The sequence below is a fragment of the Rossellomorea pakistanensis genome, from assembly GCF_016908495.1.
GTDB lineage: Bacteria > Bacillota > Bacilli > Bacillales > Bacillaceae_B > Rossellomorea > Rossellomorea pakistanensis.
The window spans coordinates 91,250-112,101 of sequence record NZ_JAFBDZ010000006.1 but is presented as its reverse complement, the minus strand read 5'-3'; the positions used below and the strand labels follow the sequence as shown (position 1 = coordinate 112,101).

Annotated in this window: 20 protein-coding genes; 12 read left to right on the top strand and 8 right to left on the bottom strand. The window is 38.5% G+C overall.

Annotated elements, in window-relative coordinates; translation table 11 throughout:
- Positions 1-113: 113 nt before the first annotated feature.
- A complete protein-coding gene (locus JOC86_RS21870; protein ID WP_205175130.1) occupies positions 114-674 on the top strand; it encodes a beta-class carbonic anhydrase in 561 nt (186 codons plus the stop codon).
- A 252-nt stretch (positions 675-926) separates the two neighbouring features.
- On the opposite strand, the gene JOC86_RS21865 is transcribed toward JOC86_RS21870, so the two are convergent.
- On the bottom strand, positions 927-1,649 hold the full coding sequence (locus JOC86_RS21865) for a 5-formyltetrahydrofolate cyclo-ligase (protein WP_205175122.1): 723 nt from the start codon (positions 1,647-1,649) through the stop codon (positions 927-929).
- A gap of 193 nt (positions 1,650-1,842) precedes the next feature.
- On the opposite strand from JOC86_RS21865, the gene JOC86_RS21860 reads away from it, so the two are divergent.
- From JOC86_RS21860 to JOC86_RS21840, 5 genes are read left to right on the top strand one after another with little or no spacing between them, the layout of a single operon-like run.
- Entirely contained in the window at positions 1,843-2,145 is a 303-nt protein-coding gene (locus JOC86_RS21860; RefSeq protein ID WP_205175120.1) for a PTS sugar transporter subunit IIB, read from the top strand.
- A gap of 12 nt (positions 2,146-2,157) precedes the next feature.
- Entirely contained in the window at positions 2,158-3,471 is a 1,314-nt protein-coding gene (celB, locus tag JOC86_RS21855; protein WP_205175118.1) for a PTS cellobiose transporter subunit IIC, read from the top strand.
- A gap of 7 nt (positions 3,472-3,478) precedes the next feature.
- Complete coding sequence (gene chbG / locus JOC86_RS21850; RefSeq protein WP_205175117.1) at positions 3,479-4,213, top strand: chitin disaccharide deacetylase; 735 nt, start codon at positions 3,479-3,481, stop codon at positions 4,211-4,213.
- Positions 4,214-4,224: 11 nt separating this feature from the next.
- Positions 4,225-4,566 carry a PTS sugar transporter subunit IIA gene (locus JOC86_RS21845; RefSeq protein ID WP_205175115.1) on the top strand — a complete coding sequence of 114 codons (342 nt, stop codon included), beginning with the start codon at positions 4,225-4,227 and terminating at the stop codon, positions 4,564-4,566.
- Entirely contained in the window at positions 4,556-5,869 is a 1,314-nt protein-coding gene (locus JOC86_RS21840; protein ID WP_205175113.1) for a 6-phospho-beta-glucosidase, read from the top strand. Before JOC86_RS21845 ends, JOC86_RS21840 begins: the two co-directional genes overlap by 11 nt.
- A 360-nt stretch (positions 5,870-6,229) precedes the next feature.
- On the opposite strand, the gene JOC86_RS21835 is transcribed toward JOC86_RS21840, so the two are convergent.
- From JOC86_RS21835 to JOC86_RS21820, 4 genes are all read right to left on the bottom strand, one after another.
- Positions 6,230-9,289, bottom strand: a complete 3,060-nt coding sequence (locus tag JOC86_RS21835; protein WP_205175111.1) for a TIM-barrel domain-containing protein — start codon at positions 9,287-9,289, stop codon at positions 6,230-6,232.
- 378 nt (positions 9,290-9,667) lie between these two features.
- A complete protein-coding gene (locus JOC86_RS21830) occupies positions 9,668-10,504 on the bottom strand; it encodes a carbohydrate ABC transporter permease (RefSeq protein WP_205175103.1) in 837 nt (278 codons plus the stop codon).
- A gap of 27 nt (positions 10,505-10,531) precedes the next feature.
- The gene (locus JOC86_RS21825) at positions 10,532-11,413 is read right to left on the bottom strand and encodes a carbohydrate ABC transporter permease (protein ID WP_205175101.1); all 882 of its coding nucleotides are present in this window, start codon (positions 11,411-11,413) and stop codon (positions 10,532-10,534) included.
- 81 nt (positions 11,414-11,494) lie between these two features.
- On the bottom strand, positions 11,495-12,787 hold the full coding sequence (locus JOC86_RS21820) for an extracellular solute-binding protein (RefSeq protein ID WP_205175099.1): 1,293 nt from the start codon (positions 12,785-12,787) through the stop codon (positions 11,495-11,497).
- Positions 12,788-13,244: 457 nt separating this feature from the next.
- Between JOC86_RS21820 and JOC86_RS21815 the strand changes: the two genes are divergently transcribed.
- On the top strand, positions 13,245-14,273 hold the full coding sequence (locus JOC86_RS21815) for an NADP-dependent oxidoreductase (RefSeq protein ID WP_205175097.1): 1,029 nt from the start codon (positions 13,245-13,247) through the stop codon (positions 14,271-14,273).
- A 41-nt stretch (positions 14,274-14,314) separates the two neighbouring features.
- Here the strand turns inward: JOC86_RS21815 and JOC86_RS21810 are convergent, their stop codons facing one another.
- Together JOC86_RS21810 and JOC86_RS21805 are read right to left on the bottom strand one after the other, a co-directional pair.
- Entirely contained in the window at positions 14,315-15,442 is a 1,128-nt protein-coding gene (locus JOC86_RS21810; protein WP_239587770.1) for an NAD(P)/FAD-dependent oxidoreductase, read from the bottom strand.
- 86 nt (positions 15,443-15,528) lie between these two features.
- Positions 15,529-16,017: a GyrI-like domain-containing protein gene (locus JOC86_RS21805; protein WP_205175087.1), complete on the bottom strand. Its 489-nt coding sequence runs from the start codon at positions 16,015-16,017 to the stop codon at positions 15,529-15,531.
- Between the two features lie 199 nt (positions 16,018-16,216).
- Here JOC86_RS21805 and JOC86_RS21800 point away from each other — a divergent pair, with 199 nt between their 5' ends.
- Positions 16,217-16,411: a hypothetical protein gene (locus JOC86_RS21800; protein ID WP_205175085.1), complete on the top strand. Its 195-nt coding sequence runs from the start codon at positions 16,217-16,219 to the stop codon at positions 16,409-16,411.
- Positions 16,412-16,565: 154 nt separating this feature from the next.
- Here the strand turns inward: JOC86_RS21800 and JOC86_RS21795 are convergent, their stop codons facing one another.
- On the bottom strand, positions 16,566-17,498 hold the full coding sequence (locus tag JOC86_RS21795; RefSeq protein ID WP_205175083.1) for a DMT family transporter: 933 nt from the start codon (positions 17,496-17,498) through the stop codon (positions 16,566-16,568).
- 123 nt (positions 17,499-17,621) lie between these two features.
- On the opposite strand from JOC86_RS21795, the gene pdxR reads away from it, so the two are divergent.
- The 4 genes from pdxR to mscL all read left to right on the top strand — a co-directional run bounded on the left by pdxR (position 17,622) and on the right by mscL (position 20,851).
- A complete protein-coding gene (gene pdxR, locus JOC86_RS21790; RefSeq protein ID WP_205175082.1) occupies positions 17,622-19,013 on the top strand; it encodes a MocR-like pyridoxine biosynthesis transcription factor PdxR in 1,392 nt (463 codons plus the stop codon).
- Positions 19,014-19,230: 217 nt separating this feature from the next.
- The gene (locus tag JOC86_RS21785) at positions 19,231-19,326 is read left to right on the top strand and encodes a YjcZ family sporulation protein (protein ID WP_205175080.1); all 96 of its coding nucleotides are present in this window, start codon (positions 19,231-19,233) and stop codon (positions 19,324-19,326) included.
- Positions 19,327-19,871: 545 nt separating this feature from the next.
- Positions 19,872-20,255, top strand: coding sequence for a hypothetical protein (locus JOC86_RS21780; RefSeq protein ID WP_239587769.1), 384 nt, complete (start codon positions 19,872-19,874; stop codon positions 20,253-20,255).
- 227 nt (positions 20,256-20,482) lie between these two features.
- Positions 20,483-20,851 carry a large conductance mechanosensitive channel protein MscL gene (gene mscL, locus JOC86_RS21775; protein WP_205175078.1) on the top strand — a complete coding sequence of 123 codons (369 nt, stop codon included), beginning with the start codon at positions 20,483-20,485 and terminating at the stop codon, positions 20,849-20,851.
- Position 20,852 lies beyond the last annotated feature (1 nt).

The window sequence follows — 20,852 nt, the reverse complement described above, 5'->3', positions numbered from 1 at the left end:
TGAACCAAATAATTCTTGTATAACGATTTTAGCAAAAACAAAGAGTTCCTGGTAGATTCTCTAAAAAAACGATAAAATAAAGCTGAGTCAGAAAACTGTTTGGAGGTTTACCAATGACATTACTACAAGAAATATTATCCTATAATGAGGAATTTGTTGCAGAGAAAAAATATGAGCCTTTCATTACAACCAAGTTTCCAGACAAACGTTTGGTGATTCTAACATGCATGGATACAAGATTGGTTGAACTTCTTACAAAAGCCATCAATATGAAAAATGGTGATGTTAAGATTGTTCGGAACGCGGGTGCAGTTGTTGCCCATCCATTCGGAAGTATTATGAGAAGTCTACTTGTTGCTGTGTATGAGTTACAAGCTGATGAGATTCTAGTCATTGGACACCATGATTGCGGAATGGCGGGCATTAATAGTGAGAAAGTGTTTTCTAGTATGAAAGAACGCGGAATCACACAGGAAACAATTGATACGGTAAGCTATGCAGGAATTAATCTTGACGAGTGGCTTCAAGGCTTCTCTAGTGTTGAAGAGAGTGTTTCCCATAGTGTTGATATGATCAAGAATCATCCTTTGCTTGTTCGTTCCGTTCCTGTTCATGGATTGGTTATTGAACCTTCCACAGGAAAACTAGATTTAGTTGTTGATGGATATAAATAAGAATTGGGGTTGATCCTTTAAAGGGTCAACCTTTTTTTAAAGAATGGGTTGACCTCTGAAAAAAAGGGGGGCGAAACTTGAAATTATTTTGTCGAGAAATCGATAACCACCCAAAAGTTGAGAATAAACTGATCTACTTAATTAAGTCTTTCCATAAAAATATTAAAATCGGACACCTTCAGTTGTGAATCATAAAAATCCTATGGAAAATTTCTAGGTTTCACAAATTATGTTGCAAAAGTTGGCTGAAACTTACTTCTGCCCTTCCATCATCCTCCTAATTTCCGCCAATACTGGCATTGCCTCAAGCTCCTCTTCGGTCACTTCACTCCAAATGATTCCTTTAGGCTTTTCATAATTGCTTTGTACTTCTGTTACTCCTTTCTCTGTCACAATCCAGTCAACGGTAAGATCATATTCATCCTTAGGTAGATCTTCCTCTACAAGCTGAATAGAGTTGATGGTGGTGATGACAGGCACCTCCGGATTTCCCAATTCTCTAATAATCGCATATTCACGATCGGCATAGCCTTCCCCTTTTCCAAGTCTTCTCCCATCTGGGTGAATAGCAACAGATCCGACAACAATTAAGTCGATTTGTGGAATTTCTGTTAATGGCATTTCCTTTCCATAGGCATTCATATGTTTTAGACTAGCCGCTTTCCTCTCTTCCCCCTTCGGAACCCACTCTGGTTTAATCATCACAAATCCCGCTTTTAGCCTAGGTGTTGGAATCAATAATATTTTCCCATCTTTCAGAACCTCGGATCGAAGCGGTAGCTGCGGCGAGTCAGGGTTCACTTTAACCACGCTAGCCTTTTTATAAATTTCAAGCTCTTTCACGAAGGATACCGCATTCTCAGCTCCTTTAAAATTGGGAATTCTTCCTTTGATAGGGAACGGGAACCTTCCAAGCTTCTGTTCTGATAAGGCATCCCATACTTTGTTTCTAATTTCATCTTTATTCGATTTCATAGGAATCTCCTTTTGTGAAAATAACCTGTTTATTCTATTATACTTACCCATTCTTGCCTAAGTTTTAAAAAATATCAGTTTCTTTTTTACGATATCATTATCATAAAAATGTTCATTTGACAATATATTTTTCTCAAACAAGCTTTTTGTTTTTGTAAGCGCTTTAACAACTAAACCTTAAAGGAGGAATGGGATGAATATTCTATTATGCTGTGCAGCTGGCATGTCGACAAGCTTATTGGTGACAAAAATGGAACAAGCTGCGAAGAAAAAAGGGATTGAGGCAAAGATTTGGGCTATTTCTGCGGACGGAATTAGATCACACATAGATGAAGCTGATGTTATTCTTGTTGGACCGCAAATCCGTTATAAGCTCCCACAGCTAAAAAAATTAGCGGAAGAAAAAGGAATTCCCATCGATTTAATCGCCCCGCAGGATTATGGCATGTGTAATGGTGAAAAAGTGCTGAGCTTTGCAATTTCAAAAATGAGTTAGGGGTGTTTTGACATGAAAAGGTTCATCGAGTTTTTAGAAAAGTTCATCATGCCGTTTGCTGGCAGGGTGGCAGAGCAACGCCACCTGCAAGCCATTAGGGACGGAATCATTTTAACACTACCTCTTATTATCGTTGGCTCTTTATTCTTAATTATTGGTTTCCTTCCGATTTCAGGGTACGCCGACTTTATGGCAAGTACATTTGGTGCAGAATGGCTCACAAAGCTCCTTTATCCTGTTGGGGCTAGCTTTGATATTATGGCGATTATTGTCAGCTTCGGTGTGGCTTATCGGTTAGCTGAAAAATACAGTGTTGACGCACTTGGTGCTGGAGCGATATCGGTAGCAGCCTTCATGCTCGCTACACCGTATAAGGTTTCTTTCACTCCAGAGGGTGCAAGTGAAGCACTTGAAGTTGGAGGTGCCATCCCTGTTGCTTTAATGGGAAGTAAAGGTTTATTTGTAGCAATGATCCTCGCTATTCTTTCTACAGAAATCTACCGCTTTATTATTCAAAAGAATATCGTTATAAAAATGCCAGACGGCGTACCACCAGCTGTTTCCCGCTCCTTCATCGCCCTTATACCTGCTTTTGCTGTTTTTCTTGTCGTATGGTTCATTCGAATTGGTTTAGAAGCCACATCATTTGAAAGCATTCATAACATTATTAACGATTTACTTGCTACCCCTTTAAATGCACTGGGCAGTAGTTTAATTGGTGCCCTTATTGCCGTTATGCTTATCCAAATGCTTTGGTCTACAGGTCTTCATGGAGCAGCGATTGTTGGAGGCGTTATGGGTCCAATATGGTTATCTCTAATGGACGAAAACCGGTTAATCTATCAAGCTAACCCAGATGCCCAACTCCCTAATATTATAACGCAACAATTTTTTGACCTCTGGATCTATGTCGGTGGCTCAGGGGCTACACTCGCCCTAGTCTTCATCATGCTTATCTGGGCTCGGAGTCAGCAGCTAAAAAATATTTCTAGGTTGTCTATCGGACCAGGGATTTTTAACATCAATGAACCTGTTACATTCGGGATGCCCATTGTGATGAATCCACTTTTGATTATTCCATTTATCCTTGCACCCATTGTTTTGGTGCTTATCACCTATTTTGCCATGTCATGGGGATGGGTGGCAAAACCTAATGGAGTCGCTGTTCCATGGACAACACCAATCGGCTTTAGTGGATACCTGGCTACTGGAGGAAAGATTTCCGGTGTCGTCATACAGATTGTCAATTTTATTGTCGCAGGCTTAATCTACTACCCATTCTTTAGAATTTGGGATAAACAGAAATTAAAAGAAGAGCAAGGGTGAGAACGAAATGAGGCTTATAGTAAATGCAGATGATTTCGGCTACTCAACAGCCATAAATGAAGGAATCATCGAAGGTCATCTTAACGGAATCGTTACATCTGCTACCGCCATGGCGAATATGCCTGGAATTGAACAAGCAGCAACTTTATCAAAAAAGCATCCTTCTTTAGGAGTAGGAATTCACCTTGTCTTAACATGCGGATCGCCCCTGCATCCGCATGTTCCTTCTCTAGTCAATATTGAAGGCGGATTTCATTCTCTAAAAAATTTTAACGCTAATTTTCAATTAGAAGAAATTTATAAAGAATGGAAATCACAAATTGACCGGGTGATTTCTTTAGGAATTCATCCAACACATCTAGATAGCCATCATCATGTGCATGCTCATGAAGACATTCTCCCTGTTAGTTTGCAGCTAGCTAAGGAATATGGGCTTCCCCTAAGACGTTGCTCTAAGGATGATGCGGATTTCTTAACAACCGATCAATTCATTCATGGATTTTATGGAGAGGATGTGAGTAAGGACCTCTTCCTGTCGTTGATTAAACCGTTTGTTACTACCGATCAAATGGTAGAAATCATGTGTCATCCTGGCTATATCGATGGGGAAGTTTTTCATAGAAGTTCATATCATTACCACAGGGTGAAGGAGCTTGAAATTCTAACAGATAACACCCTCCAAGAAGAACTTGCTACCCTTCCAATCGAGCTTGTCCATTACGGTCATTTAAACAATGAATAGGATGTGTATAAATGGATTCACTTGAAGTATCTTTTCAGTTAATCCTCCATAGTGGGAATGCCCGAAGTTATGCAATGGAAGCTATTACGTTGGCCAAAAAAAGAAATTTTACAGCAGCACTCAAAAGTCTCGAGGAATCCGGAAAAGAGCTCACTGAAGCACATAATATTCAAACAACTCTGCTTCAGACTGAGGCGAGCGGTACCCCTATAGATTTGAGCATACTTCTTGTTCATGCCCAAGATCACTTAATGAACAGTATTACGGTCAAAGATTTAGCAGGTGAGATGGTAGAACTGTATTCGACCATCGAGCCATTACGTAAGGAGGACTTGAGTACAGATGGGAATTAAAATTGTGACAATCGGGGGTGGCTCTAGCTATACTCCTGAATTGGTTGAGGGAATCATTAAACGATATGATGAGCTTCCTGTTAAAGAATTATGGTTAGTCGATATTGAGGCCGGAAAAGAAAAGCTTGCAATCGTCGGAAACTTAGCGAAAAGAATGGTGAAAAAAGCTGGAATTCCAATGACGATTCATCTTACCCTTAATCGACGTGAGGCTCTAATTGGAGCGGATTTTGTCACCACTCAAATGCGTGTTGGGTTATTAGACGCACGTGCTATTGATGAGAGGATTCCTCTCAAGCATAATGTCATCGGACAGGAAACAAATGGACCCGGTGGACTTTTTAAAGGACTGCGGACGATTCCAGTTATATTAGATATTGCAAAAGACATGGAAGAACTCTGTCCAAACGCCTGGCTCATTAATTTTACAAACCCTGCCGGAATGGTAACAGAAGCTGTCCTTCGATACAGCAATATCCAAAAGGTCGTTGGACTGTGTAATGTTCCGATTGGAATGCGAATGGGTGTGGCAAAACTTCTCGATACGACACCTGATCGTGTCCATATTGATTTTGCTGGCTTAAATCATATGGTATTTGGACTAAATGTGTATGTCGATGGGGATAAAGTGACGGATAAAGTGATTGCGAATCTATGTGACCCTTCTTCAGGGATTACCATGAAAAATATCGTAGATTTAGGATGGGAGAAGGAATTCATAAAAGCCCTCGGTGTCCTTCCATGTCCATACCACCGCTACTATTACCAAACAGAAACAATGCTTGAGGAAGAGAAAAAAGCAGCCACAACTGTTGGAACAAGAGCAGAAGTGGTCAAAAAGCTTGAACAGGATCTTTTCGAGCTTTATAAAGACCCAGAGCTCGCGATTAAACCACCCCAGCTTGAGAAACGAGGCGGGGCGTACTATAGTGATGCTGCATGCAATCTGATCAATTCTATTTATAATGATAAAAAGGATATTCAGCCCGTGAATGTTCGTAACAACGGAGCGATTGCAAGTATCCCTGATGACTCTGCCGTTGAAGTGAACTGCATTATCACCAAAGAAGGGCCTCTCCCGATATCAGTTGGAGATCTTCCTGTATCTGTTCGCGGGCTTGTCCAACAAATCAAATCCTTTGAACGAGTCGCAGCAGAAGCCGCCGTCACAGGAGATTACCATAAAGGGCTTCTAGCGATGACGATCAATCCTCTCGTCCCTTCTGATCGAAAAGCAAAGATGATCTATGATGAAATGCTAGAAGCACATAAAGAGCATTTGCCTCAGTTTTTTAGAGAATAGTATGATTTGTTACGGGCAGGGATATAGTGCATTTGCGATTTTTGTATATTTTTGTCGAACGGTCAATATATTGCTCCAAACGGACAAATTAATCACCATTATGGCAAAATAATCTCTATTTATGGACGAATTATCATTGCTAACGGACAAATCCATTGCTAATCGAACTAATCATTTCGTATTTCTCTCTACTTAAGAGCGTATTCGCTAGTTTATGAGCTCATTTTTTTCAACATTTATGAGCCTACTTTTCTTTTTATGCGTCTGCTCCCTTTTGCGGGCCTGTCTTTGCCTCCCATAACGAAAGCCATTCGTAAATATAGCTTACGAATGGCTCTTAGCTTATAAACCCTTTACCTATTATTCTAAACTCGACTTAAATACATTCAGTTCAGCGGCTGAAGCAAATCCACCGTTCCCTTCAATTGCCTCGAACTTCACATATTGAGCATTTACCGAATCAAAATTAATGGTTTTTTCCAATTTATCTGCTGTCCACTTATCACTTGAAACCTCAGTATATTCTAACCCATCTTCGCTCACATACAATTTATATTGTGTAATAAAACCATTGGAGCCCGCTTGGCGTGGTAGATAGGTAAATTTATTGATATTGTAGGTGTCATTCAAGTTTATCGTAATGGATTGTGGTAATTTGTCTGCTCCTGACCAAGCCGTATGCCACATTGAATTTACATTTCCATCAATAGCATTTCGTGCTGGGTCGCTCCCTGATTGTTCACTTGTCGCCGAAGCGGTCATTTCTGATTGTGGGATTTTATATGGATCCACCACAAATACTTCTTTTGGTTGGGTAAAGCTATAATGCTCTCCACGTTGTTCATAAGTAGCCTTTAAGGACAATTCATAATTGCCTTCTTTCGTCCCCTCTGGTGCCTGAACGATAAAAGTGGTCGTAGCGGATTCTCCCGCTGCTACTTTTGAATGGCTTTCGTTGGTTGTGTCTAGGATTTCCCAACCTTCAGGGATATTGAGCGATAAGTTGACATTTTTAACAGCAGAACTATCTGCATTAACAAACGTTGTTTTTACCTTAGTCTGTGTATCAGGGTAAACGTCCCCATCTACCTCAACCTCACCATAAACGGGCGGATCGAGCTTATTTGGAGGATTGTGACCTACAGATCCTGTTCCATATAACGTTACAGTGAAGCCCTCCTCTGTTGGTAGGGATGAAGTTTTCACATAAGCAATGCCGTTGCGATCTTCCTTATCATAGTACCAGCCTTCTTTTGCTTGCTCCCACTCTTCTATAGAAGGATATTGCTTAAGCTTTTTACCTTTACCGATTCCTACATTCGCAGGCTTTTTACTCGTATGAACTGAAAATATATATTCTCTGTTCTCTAGCTTCCCGTCATAGTCACCAACACTAGGTCCAACTGCAATAGACACATTTCCTCGACCGTTTTCTGGTGCCGTCGTTTTAATGGTTTGAGTTGCATAAGCACCATCTTTGTACTCCCTTGTAACACCATCATCCTCATAAAGAGTAAATTCACTAGTACCATTAGGATAAATATCAAACGTTAATGGATTCTTTTCTTTTTCCCTAAAAGAATTCATTTCCGGCCACATCGGAATGTTGGCACCTGCTTTTACGAATAACGGTAAAGTATCCAATGGTGCTGGATAGTCATTGATGATTCTTGGACCTTTATAAACATCTCCTGTCCAGTAATCAACCCACGTCCCTTTTGGTAAGTAAATCCCATCGCGTTCTTCTTCATCCTTATATACAGGGGCAACAAGGAAGGATTCACCTAAAAGGAATTGATACTTCGTTGTTTCATCCCATGTTTTTGGATCATTTGGATATTCTAGTACTGTTGCTCTCACAGGTGGTACCCCTGTTTTATGTGCTTCAGCCGATAGGGTATAAATATAAGGAAGCAATTGTTCTCTTAGTTTTAAGTATTTGCGATTAATCGATGTATATGGTTCTCCATATACCCATGGTTGTTTGTCTTTCGCTGCCCATCCAGACATCGACATTATGATTGGAAGAAAGGCTTTCCATTGTAGATCCCTTACATACGTCTTTGCACTACCTCCGAAAATCCCATCAATATCACCAGTCGTAAACGCCTGACCTGAAAGACCTGATCCCATAATCGTAGGGATATGAAAACGAATATTTTCCCATGAACCTGATTGGTCACCTGTCCACATGACCGCATGTCTCTGTGCTCCAGCCCAGCCTTCCACCATCCATACAAAACCGCGAGCGCTGCTATATTTTTCAATACCCTCAAAAGCTTCTTTAGCTGCATCAAGGGCAAATTTATATCCTGGACCAACCCACGCTACATCAAGCTTTCGAACACGAACACCAGCTTCCCCAACTTCCCATTCCTGGTTTGCTACTCCGTCCTCCGTCCATAAGCCTAATGTAATATTACGATCCATCAACTCTTTAGAAACATCCTTTAAGCCCGTATACCCACATCCATAACCATCATTAACGAGCATCCAGCCTACAGGCATATCATTTTCAATATAACCATCCGCTACTTTCAAAGCATCTAAAGTGATTTGACCATCTTTGTTATAGCAGTCTGCATCACCCATTTCTAGTCCATAAACAGGAGGCATAATCGGTCGACCTGTTAATTCCGTATACCCATTTATAATCTGTTTTAGATTAGGACCATGAAAATAAAACGCATCGAAACGATTTTCATTATGAGTTGACGTCACTGTGTTAAGAAATGAATAAGAACCAGGGGCAAAGGTGTTACGGAATACTCCATATCCTGCGTTACTCATATAAAAAGGAGCGGCGTTAGGATTTCCTCCGTCATTCCAATTATAATTAGCAGAAATAGAGATTGTTTCGCCACGATGAGAGAATCTTCCGTTCTGCATCCCCCCACCAAAATATTGCTCTTCTTCTCCTTGTTTCAATGATTGATAAGTTTGGTTCTCTGTCCAAGATAACCCTTGAGATTCTTCCCATACTAACGTTTGATTGTCTGCTTCGTATAAGGCGAACTTCAAAGGTTTCTTATAAACGCGTAAAACTACATCCTTAGACTTTATTGCATAATAGTCACCTTCATCTGTCCATTTCGTTGTAACCTTACCAAATTCTTTTTTTACTACAATACTATCCCCAGCTGGATCGGTAAATTTACCATCTTGAGCTAACCAAATGCGGAACAAGTCATCCTTGTAAAATATCACTCTTACTTTCGCTTCACCAGCTGAAATCGTATAAGTATTTCCTTCCACAGAAAAATCGGTAATATCCCCAATCACTTCACTATTCTCTGGTACAGATGAAGTCTTCTTTGAAGTGGTCTTAGCTTCTGTATGAAACGTAGAAGGACCAAAACCGCTAAAAATGAGAGTACAAATCACTAGGAACATAAAACCTTTTTTCATAGTAAGACCCATATTCTTCCTCCTTTTTTGTTTTCTATTAAATCCTACCAACTACAATCATGCTCACCTCCTTTCGAGACATTAAAGAGACACGATTTAGTGATATTAATAGCTCTTAATCAGAAATGGTTAGATCCCTCTTGTTTAATAACTTTTAAAGTTAATAGAGTCAGAAAATTAATTTTACATTCCTTGGTAATGTTAAGCGTCTGTATATATCTCCTAAACATCTTCCTTAAATATTAGGTCAATAGGTTGTTGGGTTAACAAAAGACATAAATTATTTGTAGGTTAAATGATCTTTGGATAAAATCTACACAATCCCATTATCATTAATGTTAAGCGATACAAAACTGATTTAAATCCAACAGCTTCAAATTTTTCTCTCCCTTACTTTCCACTCCCAGCTGTCATTCCTGCTATTATTTTGTCTGACAGCCATAAATAGAAAATTAAGATTGGGAAAATGATAATCACTACACCTGCAAATAATCCGACCCAGTCTGAATTATATTGCATCGATTGATAGAATTGGTACAAACCAACGGACAATGTATATTTTTCATTTACATTTAGATAGGCTTTCGCTAGCAAAAACTCATTCCACAGCCCTACAGCATTTAATATCAACACTGTGACTAGTCCTGGACGAGCCATCGGAAGCATCACCTTCCAAAAAATAGTGTTCTCACTTGCTCCATCGATGATCGCCGCTTCCTCCACATCTGAAGGAAGGCTTTGAAAAAACCCTGTTAAGATAAAGATTGTAAACGGAAGTGACAATGCAATATAAACGATGATTAATCCAAAATGTGTATTGATTAATCCTATTTTTAATAATAATAAATATATGGGAATTAACACAGCCTGGTAGGGAATCCCAATCCCGATAACAAAAGTATTCGTTAGAAACTCCTTCCCAATAAAGTGAAACCTTGAAAGAATGTATGCCGCTGGTGCGCTAACTAAAACAATGCCGATGACACTTATTGTAACTACTACTAAGCTATTAATGAAATAAGAGGCTAAATCCGATTGTACCCAAGCCGTGTAATAGTTGCTCCACTGTAACGAATCTGGTAAACTCCAAAACCCATTAAAAAGTTCCTGGTTTGTTTTTAAGGAGGCAAGAATGATCCAAGCTAAAATAAATAAAATAAAAAGGGTCCATACATATAGAAATGTCTTTCCAAGTGCTAACCATACACTTTTCCCATTTGATACCATCTTATTTCACACCTTTCATCCAAGCTTTTATAGCTCATATACTTCACGTTTAAATAACTTCCTCCCAGTTACAACGAACAATAAAACCACTATGATCATAGTGATGGCGATGGCACTAGAGTATCCTAGCTGATATATCGGAGTTCGTTGGCCAAAGCCCAGGATAAATTGGTACATGGCTGTATTCCATATTCGGGTAGGTGGTTCTGGTCCTCCAAAGGCGAATAAGAAATCAAACAAACGAATGGCATTAATCCCCCATAAAATTACAGCAATCGAAATAACATCCCAAATTAACGGGATGGTGATTTTCGTGAAGATTTTTATCGTAGAAGCCCCCTCTACCCTTGCAGCCTCGAAAATCGTATTTGGAATCTTATCAACTCCTGCCAAAAGGATAATGGCATAAAAGCCAGTACTATACCAAACAATTGAAATAACGGCTGACATCATAATGTTATCTGGACCAGTCCAATTTACTGGATTAAGCCCTAATGCATTTAAAATTGAATTAAAAAATCCGATGTCGAAGCGATATAGGTAATTCCATACAACTGCTAGTGCAATCGGGGCAATGATTTGTGGAAAAAATATGATCGCACGGATCGCCTTTTTTGCTGTGACCCCTTGACTCATAAGTGCTGTAAATATAAACCCAATAAAAAAAACAAAAATACCCCCAACAAATAAGATTAGCATCATGTTTAAGAATGACTGCCAATAAATAGGATCCTCAAGTATTTTTAAATAATTTTTTATTCCTACAAAGCTCATTTTTTCAGTAAACCCATTCCATTCATGAAAGCTTATCCATAAGCCATAAATTGCTGGTCCAATGAAGAATACAAGATATAATGCCACTGCCGGTAATAAATATGGGATAATGAGTTTTTTCTTCTCGTCTCTCAAAAGGCCGCACCTCCTATTTCATCACTTGTTATCGTTACTTAAAAGAAAACAGAAGATTAAATCTCCTGCTTTCTTTTTTATTTACTGTTTGCTCCAGTAATCCTTTGTTTGCTTCTTGAGCTCTTTAATAAATTCTTCCGCCGTTATTTCCCCAAATACTAATTTATCATCGAGTGGTAAGAATACAGTCTTCCACCATTGTGGATATTCAGCTTGTAAACCATCATATTCTTTATGATAAGATGAAGCATTTACAACAATTTCTCTAAAGTCTTCTAATGCCGCTGGGGCTTCCAAATCTTTTCTTGTACTAATATTTTTCGTATCACTTACTATCTTCTCTTGATACTTCTTCTGCATGGCAAATGCTAAGAAATCCTGTACAGCCTCCTTATTAGAGCCTTTTGGAGCCACCCATCCAATCAAGTAAAGCTCGGCTTGATCGTAACTACCTTCTCCCCCCTCCATCTCAGGGAAAGGGAACGCTTTATATACAAAGTCTTTTGAAGAGTATTTTGCTGTCTCACTTGATAGCCAGCTACCATTTAAAATCATTCCAGCATCACCACTTGCCCAAGCAGTTTGTGCAGCAGGGTACTGACTACCCTTATACCCGTCTGCAAAGTAGCCATTATCTACTAGCTCTTGGACTTTTTTTGCTGCTTCTAAATATCCTGGTTTCGTCCATGTTTCTCCTGTTTTATCCCCTGCCGCTTCTAACAATGCTCCTGGCCCCATTAGACGTTCAACTAACCAATAAAAGTAGTAAGCATTGTAAAAATCGATATTACCATCCTGAGCAAGAGGAGCTACTCCTTCACTTTTTAATTTTTCATTAACTTTAATGAACTCCCCCCACGTTTTTGGCGGTTCAATTCCATATTCTTTGAAGGCGTTTTCATTATAGTGAAAGCCAGAGCTAATAATTTCATAAGGGATAAAATATGTTTTATTATCCTGTTGATAGAATGAGAGCATCTCATCTATAAATACATCTTGGAAAGGTGTCCCTTCATTTGGAATTTTCATAGAAAGTAATTCATCTAACGGTTCTGCTAGATCATTTTTAAATAATGTCCCTTCCACTTCTGCCCCAGATTGTTCTGTAAGATCAGGTGCATTTCCTCCTAAAGCAGCATTTCTTACTTTCGACATGACTTGTCGCCCCATCCATTGTACATCCACTTTTACATCTGGATTTGCTTCTTCATAATCATCAATAACCTTTTGTAATACAACCTGTTGTGGCTCTCCTTTATTCCACATAGACCAATACTTAATGGTGGTTTCTTTTTCTGTGGAAGATTCTTTACTACATGCTGCTAGTAATAAAACGAGCACGATCAGTAACGGGAAAAAAATCTTCTTGATCACATAGCTTCCCCCTTTTCCAAATTTAAATAATATTCTGACATTAAAATCATATAATAATCGGGTTGTTGGGTCAACCCGATTATTAATAGCTATTCAAAAAAATAGCTATCATTCTACCAAAGTAGAAAAATAGCCATTTTTTAAAATATCAAGGATACCGCCTTTATTTTCATGATAATGAAAGGGATTCTGTCGCATCCTTTACGAGCTGGTCATCTCCTTGATCATGAGCGTAAAGCATAAGTACAAGTGAAATATAGACAGCTTTAGAACGAGCATATTTTTTCGACGTTTCATCTACATCCCCATATATTTCGTAAAACCTTTTTCTTTAATTTCAGTATCCCATGGATTCGCCATAAATGTTTCCTCCTAAGGTCAATGTTTTGAATCGACGTTCTTTAGTATGATAGTTTTATTTTAGAGCTCATACTATATTAACTTATGGAGGTTTCCAATGATACCAAATAGTCAGAAACAAATCCTGCTTTCCTCGCGTCCTGAGGGAGTACCTGCTAATCGAAACTTTAAATTTATCGACACTTCAATTCCAAAACCTAATGAAAATGAGGTCCTTATCCGTACTCTGTATTTGTCTGTCGATCCTTATATGAGAGGCAGGATGCAAAATGTAAAATCCTATGTAGAACCTTTTCAATTAAATGAGGTGATTACCGGTGGTGTCATTGGTGAGGTCGTCGAATCTAAATCCGATGAATTTCACCAAGGTGATATTGTAACCGGAATGGCAGGGTGGCAGGAGTATTCTGTTGTTCATAAGAATACAGTAAGAAAAGTTAATCCAGAGCAAGGTCCTGTCACTACATCTCTTGGAATCTTAGGCTTAACTGGGCTAACCGCTTATTTTGGCTTAATCGAGATTGGCGCTCCTAAAGAAGGTGAGACCGTTGTTGTCTCCGGCGCTGCAGGGGCAGTCGGGTCTGTTGTAGGGCAGATTGCAAAACTTAAAGGCTGCCGTGTCGTAGGAATTTGCGGAACTGATGAAAAAGTTCAATACTTGGTGAATGATCTTGGATTTGATACAGCTATTAATTACAAAACAACAGAAAATATTAATCATGATTTAGAAAAGGCATGCCCTAATGGGGTAGATATTTATTTCGATAATGTTGGTGGCCCTATTTCTGATGCTGTTCTTAATTTCATAAACCACAACGCCAGAATTCCGATATGTGGGGCAATCTCTTCCTATAACCGAACGGACAACGATTTAGGCCCGCGAGTCCAAACAAAATTAATCAAGTCAAGTGCCCTTATGAAAGGCTTCGTTGTTAACGATTATGCTAATCAGTTTAAAGAAGGAGCCCTGCACTTAGGACAATGGCTTCAACAAGGAAAATTAACCTATGAAGAAACGATTGTTGAAGGATTCGAAATGATTCCAGATGCTTTTATCGGATTGTTTGAAGGGAAAAATCTAGGTAAACAACTAGTGAAAGTTGCTGACCCGCAATATAATAAATAAACATGTAAAAAGAGGAATCACGACGATTCCTCTTTTTACATTTAATCCATCTTCCCAATAGCACCCGCTACATCATAATCAATTGGATCAATCTCTCCCGGCAATCCAAGTACTAGTTTGGCTAGTTCAGAGCCTAGATATGGTCCAACCGTTAACCCTGAAGCACCGAGACCATTTGCAACAAAAAGCCCTTCCACATTAGGTATCTTGCCGAATACTGGCAAAAATCCTGGGGTAAATGGACGAAAGCCTACTCTTGTTTCAATCATGGTACTATTCTCCAATCCTGGTGCAATGGCTAAAGCCTTATCCAATATCTCATGCAATCCACCTGCTGTGACCCGGTTATCTAGTCCAACATCATTTTCATGTGTTGCCCCGACCACAATACGACTATTTTCAAATGCAAGAAGATATTGATCATTTGGAGGCATAACAACTGGCCATTTACTCGTGTCAGAGTTTGGGATTTCGAGATGAACAATTTGGGCTTTTTGTGACGAGACTAAAAAGTCGATACCTAAAGGCTTCAACAACTCTTTTGACCAAACACCCGCTGTGACGATAACTCCATCGGCTAATAATTCCTCTTCCCCAATCTTGATTCCAGTCAATAGGTTCCCTTCATACAGGAGCTTTGCATCGCCTTGAAGAAAAGCAGCTCCATTCTTTTTCGCAGCATGAACTAGGGATTGGCGTAAGGCTCTTCCGTTTACACGGGCCGCACCACTGACATATACAGAACTATATTCAGCTGATAAAGGCGGAAATAATAATTTCGTTTCCTCAACAGATAAGCGAGTAATTTCACCAATTTCCGGTGCATCCTCCCGACGTTTTAAAGCACGTTCCATCATTTTGTCTAACTTTTTTTTATCTGTATGTAAACTAATCGCTCCTACCCGATTATAACCTGTGTTTATTTCGCCATCAGCTTCCAATTCCTTAATCAAGCTAGGATAGTATTTCGCTCCACCTTTAGCAAGTTGATACCATGCCTTATTCCGACGCTGTGAAAGCCATGGGCAAACAATTCCCGCTGCTGCGTCTGTTGCTTGCCCTGAATCTTTTCGATCGACTAACGTTACATCTACTCCTGATTTTGCCAAATGATAAGCAGTAGAGGCTCCAAGAATCCCTGCACCCACGACTATATATTTTTTTTGCATAAAAACACCTTTTCCCGTTTGAGTCATTATTCTTCTGCTATTTTACCGAACATTATACAATGACTCAATCAAGAGAGAAACATGTATCAAAGTATCGAAATATAAATATCGACCTGTGCGTTATCAGGATCAGCGCATCGCTCATCATATAATTCAAAATCTGTTAAAAAAGCTCTTTTATTCGTTTTTGACCATTCCCAAATATACTGCCAGGTTTCTATCACCACTTCATTAACCGGACCCTTCCTAGTCGTAAACACCATATAGCGACCTTCTGGAATAGAGAAACTTTTCATACCATTAGGCATTTCATTCAGATTGGTAACCTTAGTTCCGATAGCAAATGTATATGGACCTTTTTCATCTGATTGATATTCCGTATATAGTGCTAATATGGTCTCATTCTTTTTATTAGGGATGCTTTCTAATAACTGGTTCTGATAGAAATTTTGCCATTGGGTTGGGATTACTCCTACCCCTCTCATCTCAGCTTCATTGGTTGTCATTACAGATTTTCCAATAAAAATAAATGCTTCTTTTGCGACCAGCTTTTTTTCAATTGTTAATTTAGACATCTTTTCCCCTCCACATGATAAACTCTAACCCATATAATTCTCTTTTTGATCCGTTTTCCCTTCAAATCCCAAGAGTTTTTTGTAAAATATTAACAACATTTTTCGGAATAAATTTAATAAAGCTGTAATAGAAGGCGTTTATTTATTTGTAAGGAGGGTAGGGGAACACTAGATAAAATTTATGCTTAGGGGTGAAAAATTGACGAAAGTAAATCAAATGATAGAGGAGTGGATTGAAGAGAATTTTGAGGGTGAAGACGTTGTTATAGAGGATTGTCATGATTACCCCTACGGAAAAGAAATCACTGATCAATCAAATGATGATTATGTGATCGTATTTTTTGATAGAGATAAAGGAAGAATTAATTATCTTTTTAAAGAACAATGTAATTAACCCACTTAAGCTGCACTATGCCTCGATATTCACTTTTTTCTTTACTACTTACGTTTCCTATATCCAATATAAAAATCAACCTCTGCGAAACTGTACAGAGGTTGATGATTATTAGCTTACTATGTCCAACTCTAGCTCCTATTCTTTTCGCTATTTAAGATACTCGCTCCGACGCCACTACTCCCTTTTCAATTTCCTTTTCTGGTACTGTTAATAGGATAACCGCAAGGATAATGAACCCTCCACCTATTAATTGATAACCCCCAAATGATTCATTTAACCATGTAACCGTTAGGATACCTGCTACAAGTGGTTCAATACTTGATAGAATTCCGGTTTCTGTCGCTGATAGATATTTTAAACTTCCTATATACAAAAGAAATGAAAAGGTCCCACTTAAAATAATAAGAAGGAACATTGTCATTGTGCTAAATGTGATCGACTCTGTCAATTTCTGATAATCATTTATAGGATTGATTAATAATAGTACGATTCCGCCTATTAACAATCCCCAACCTACAACCACCATTGTTCCCCATTTTTTGATAAGGTTTACTGGTTGAAGTGTATAAAATGTGAAGCCAAGTGCTGTTAAAATCCCCCAAACCACTGCATTATCAGACAATACAAGATTTTCTACAGACCCATTAGTAATAAGAAAGAATGTTCCAATGAAAGCCGTTATAACAGCTAATACTTTCATAGGAGTTGGTAGCTTCTTATCTTTAATCGCTATATAAATAGGGATCAAGACTGGTCCGAGAAATTGAAATAGTGTAGCGGTTACGGCGTTACTTATTCTTACTGTTTCAACAAACGCATACTGAGCCCCAAGCATTCCTAAAACAGCAAAGATGACAAGATGGATTCTGTGACTTGGGTGCTTCCATATAGCAAATATATTATCGCCTTTAAATAATAAAAAAACCAAAATAAAAAGGCCTGCTAATAATAATCTGAATATGAGGTAGTCACTAGATGTCAATTCCGTTTTTTGAAAAAGCCATTGTATCATTGGCCCCGAAATGCCCCACAATGTAGCACCACTAATGATCATTAATAGACCGATTCGACGTGTTTTTTGCATGATGTATTCCTCCTTTTAAACACTTGATTTTCCAATACGGAAATGATAAACATGAAGGTATTATATCGATTAGTTGACATTGTAAAAAGAGTCAAATATACGAAAAGTAAGGGGGTCAGTTTCATGATTGATTTAACACCAAACCTAGACTCACAAAGGAATGAACCTCTTTACATCCAGTTATATAACTATATTAAAGATGAAATAAAAGGCCGATCATTGGCACCGCATACAAAGCTTCCTTCAAAAAGAAAGCTAGCAAGTCATTTACAAATTAGTCAAAATACCATTGAAGCTGCCTACGAACAGCTTGTGGCTGAAGGCTATATTGAAACCCTTCCACGAAAAGGGTTCTTTGTTTGTGAAGTAGAGCCTAGCCTTATTACCGGTGAAAGCCCTCTTCCCTATGTTGAAGAAAAATCTTATCGGAATCAAAACTACATATGTGATTTTACGAATACAGGAATTGATACAGGAGCATTCCCATTTGCCATTTATCGAAAGCTGGCCAACGACGTCTTGAGAAAGGATAATGAAAACGTCCTTCTTCTTGGACATCCACAAGGGGAATGGGCCCTCCGGGAAGCTATTGCCAAGTATTTATTCGAATCGCGTGGAGTAAGGTGTTCTCCAAGTCAAATCGTTATCGGGGCTGGAACCCCATATCTTTTAGGAAAAGTATTTCAATTATTGAAAGAAAGTGTATTTGCAGTTGAAAACCCAGGGTATCATCGCAAACTGGTTGCTTTTGAAAAGAGCCTAGAAGAAGTAAAGATGATTCCACTTGACCAAGACGGACTCGTTCTTTCGAAATTAGAGGAAAGCCAAGCAAATGTCGCTATTGTCACCCCATCACACCAATTTCCTTGCGGGATGATTATGCCAATCACAAGACGAATGCAGCTTTTAAAATGGGCAGAACAAGAAGAAAATCGTTTTATTATCGAAGATGACTATGATAGTGAATTTCGCTATACGGGCAAACCAATTCCTGCATTACAGGGATTAGATGCAAATGAAAAAGTCATTTACATTGGAACCTTTTCAAAAGCCTTGCTCCCTTCATTACGTGTAAGCTACATGGTTCTACCAAAACCACTCGTTCAAACCTATCAACAGGACTTTTTCTTCTATACCCAAACCGTTTCACGAGTGGATCAAGAGATCTTAAGCAGATTTATACAAGAGGAGCATTGGGAAAAGCATATTCATAAAATGCGTGTCGTGTATCAGAAAAAAAGAAATGTATTGGTATCAGCGATTGCTACTTACTTTCCTACCTCTGTCGAAGTAATCGGCCAGGATTCCGGCTTACACATTCTTTTGCGGCCAAATAATGGAATGACTGAGGCAGAACTTATTTCCCAAGCAGCAAAACAGAGGATTAAAGTATACCCCGTTTCTACTTTTGGAGAATTTGATAACCGTACAGTGTTACTCGGGTTTGCCATTCTCTCGGAGGAAAAGATACAGGAGGCGATTCAGTTATTATCAGATGCATGGTTTAATCATTAGGCTTAAGAATAAGGTAACGATAAAAATAGATCTAGGTATTTAATGACTTCAAAGGTTAAATTATGGTTTTAAAAAAAGTGAAGTCAGTAATCCTTTGAAATTATAAAAAACTTTAAGAAATATTCAAAAACACGGCTACTGCCCTCCCCGATAGAAATCTTGAACATAAAATGACATTGCATATTGCTTTTGAACTGTAAGGTGGAGGTGAATGTAAATGTCTGGATATGCAGTTGGCGGATTTGCATTGATCGTCGTATTGTTTATCTTGCTCATTATCGTTGGAGCTGGAGGGTTTGGATACGGTTACTAGAAGCTGTTTCTTAAAGGGTCCGGAACCATTAATCTGGTCAATATAAAAGTGATGCTGGCCTTATCTTCAATATTGTACTTGTGGTTCCAGTCATATGAAAAGGATGTACTTATTGTAGTCCATCCTTTTCTACCAATTTAACTAATTACCGATATCTACATAATATAGAAAAAGCGGAAGCGCCTATAAGAGGATGAAAGGCTAAGTTCGCCACGGCCTGTGGCAACGCCTTTCTGACCCACATCCTGTGGGCCACTGACAAGCATAAGACGAGTCACTTAGAAAGGGGTGATTTTTCCTTTTCTAGGTGGCTTGGCTTATGACTCGAAGGCCTAGATGCTGGAGCTGGACCGTGACAAACTATTTTATCCATAAACACTCCAAATTTTTATACATTCTTATCTAACAAAAAAGTCTCTCTTCAATAATTGAAAGAGAGACTTTTCATTTGGATTCTTCTATCTAGGAAATTTCTCAGTTAGAAATTTTTTGTGACAAATTAAAAATAGGTGAATATCCTATTTATGCAAAGGAGGGATCTGTATATGTACAACAGAAATATGCCTTGGATCCAAAACGAAGATTTCGAAAATCATCCTTTTCCGAACGGAAATGACTACTTTCGAAATGTAAAACACGCATGTAAAAAATACATGAATTTTTATGTCATTGCACAGATGAACGATGGGAATCAGGTTGAAGGAATTGTGGAGGGGATGGATGATGAAGGTGTAACCATGCTCGTTCCGGAAACAGTAGAAGAAATCGATGACGATCGACAACAATTTGGTGGATATGGTTGGAATGGCTACGATGATTATAACGGCTACGGTGGTTACAGAAGAAGATATCGCCGTTATCGTAGGAGACGTTTTCCTTTTTCGGTTTTTATCTTTCCGTTTTTCTATCCTTACCCATTTTATTATTAATATAAATGAACCTTTTAAGAAAGATTTACGAAAAAGCTGTTCAGTAAGACAACCCATTTTTACAGGGTTGTCTTTTTTAATGAAATGACAAAATGCATAGTTCAAAAGTTTAGGGATAGTCTACATAAAAGAGGTAAAAGTTACTATAAATTCCTTATTGTCGTAATAAACATATACATTTATAGTATTAATAGTGTTCATTCGTCAAGATGATTAGAGGTGAGATTATGTTACAAGAATTTAAAAAGTTTGCATTAAAGGGTAATGTTTTAGATTTGGCTGTCGCTGTGATTATTGGTGCTGCCTTCGGTAAAATTGTTACTTCTTTAGTTGCAGACATCATTATGCCCCTTGTAGGTCTTTTAATGGGGGGAATCAATTTTAGTAAACTGTCTTTTACAGTAGGAAATGCAGTTGTAAAATATGGAGCATTTATTCAATCCATTCTAGACTTCCTTATTATCGCATTTTCGATTTTTATGGTTGTTCGTATCTTCAACCGTTATAAGAAAAAAGAAGAAGCACAAGCCCCAACAGTTGACAACAAAGAGGTTCTCTTGAAAGAAATCAGGGACTTATTAAAGGAATCTAAATAAT